Source organism: Xenorhabdus innexi (assembly GCF_002632485.1).
In the GTDB taxonomy this organism is placed as follows: Bacteria; Pseudomonadota; Gammaproteobacteria; order Enterobacterales; family Enterobacteriaceae; genus Xenorhabdus; species Xenorhabdus innexi.
Window position 1 is genome coordinate 1 of record NZ_NIBU01000153.1, and the last position, 1,748, is coordinate 1,748.

Sequence of the window (1,748 nt, forward strand, 5' to 3'; positions counted from 1 at the left end):
CACGTTTGCGTAATGCACAAATAATTTCGGCTGGGTGCCAGTCTTTCTGAGTGTGGATCATCGTCATACCTGCTTCCCCTTCTGTGGATTATTGGTGGTAGTTCAAGCGGAGTTTGCGATACCGGAAACACTCGACCGGTGAGACGTGAGTCTCCACCGCCTGAACCACCATTGAAAGGGTGATAGCAGACACACTGGTAGAAATATCCTACCAGTGGAGTGTTTCACAGGGTCGCAACTCCCTGACTATCGGATTTTGCCGATAGCATTTCTACTTTAACGAATTGCGTTATTTAATTCAATAATCGAACATGTAAGTTTAACACGTAAAATCGCTTATCTGAGTGACCGGCATTCCGTTTAACCCTGAATGCTGTCTGAAAGGTTCTTTTTCACAATAACCTGTATTTTATTGCCAGAGTGCTGTGCAATCCCAGTTATCAATAAATCCCATTGCTTCCCAGTTGACACAACCCGGTTTTTCTTTCATTAATGCCATTAACTGTGTTTTTAAACCATTATGATAAGACACCTGAGCGGAAAGGTATTTCAGAATAGCCAACCGACTGTAAAGTGTTGTTGGATTAATAATGTGTTGTTCTAATTCTCGCCCCTTTTTCGGCGGGAATGCCCGGAAGGATCGATTCCAGATTCGATTATGGTGTGCACAAAGATTGCGAATATGGCTTAATGTATGAAACCACGACGCCATAACTTCATAACTTTTCACATTAAATTTATGGGCAATTGCTTTCTGATCCACATGCAGTAACGATTTATATATTTTTGACCATGAACCAAAGCTCAGTGTTTCGGTGATCATCCAAGAAGGCGGGTATTTCGGCGTGTGGTATTTCTGTTTATAATGTTCAATAAACGTTTCTTTGGCCTCATTAATCTGACCAAAAAAGTTTTCATAGTGGTAGTCATTACTCAGCACAGATAAGTTCATAAACCAGTGAGCACCATATTTTCCGCACATATGTTCAGACAAACAGGTTCGTAATGCGATTTCCACTTTTTGTATTTGTTCGAGGATAATCAGGCGTAATTTTCGGTCAAACTCATAAAGCTGAAGAATATCTTCTAACGTTGTCCCTGCAACAAAATGTTTCGGCTCAGTCGGTTGTGGGATGCGCTGTGCATCCATTATATAAAAAGGATAAAAATAACCGCGTAATCGATAATAACCGATGAATGTCAGTGCATGCTCCGCAGCCTTGTTCTCTTTTATGATTAAGCCACGTTCCCGAAGTTTATTAATCAGAAAAGAAATATCTTCCGGACGCTTTTGATAAATCTTCTTTTGCGTTGTCGTTGTCATAAATGTCACTGAAAGCAAAATTCAGGTAAAAAAAAACCTGCCAATTTGCGCATTCCCTGATTAAGGGACTCAGCGTGGCAGGTGTACTTGCGATTAATTATACTTATCTGAGTCAACATCTTTTAGCAAAAAGTGCTATTTATATTCGATAACCCTTTTATATCATAAAGATAGGTAACACTTTCGCGTTACACGTTAAAACGGTATCCAACCCTGTTTCCATTTAACAGGGCAATACGTTAATGATGAACACACCACTCAGAACGGGATTTCCGAATCCCAGTCGGTTTCATCCTCTTCCGGTAACATTGACGCCTGTACCGGAGGCGTGTTTTTTCTTTCCTGATTAGCGCCCTGAGACGGAGACTGCTTCTGTGCCGGTTTATGTCCGGTCTGCTGAGGTGTTGCGTTCTTTGCCTCCCCA

Annotated in this window: 1 protein-coding gene; it reads right to left on the bottom strand. The window is 41.3% G+C overall.

Annotation, left to right across the window (positions count from 1 at the left end):
- Positions 1-409: 409 nt before the first annotated feature.
- Entirely contained in the window at positions 410-1,324 is a 915-nt protein-coding gene (locus Xinn_RS20635; RefSeq protein ID WP_086954005.1) for an Abi family protein, read from the bottom strand.
- Positions 1,325-1,748 lie beyond the last annotated feature (424 nt).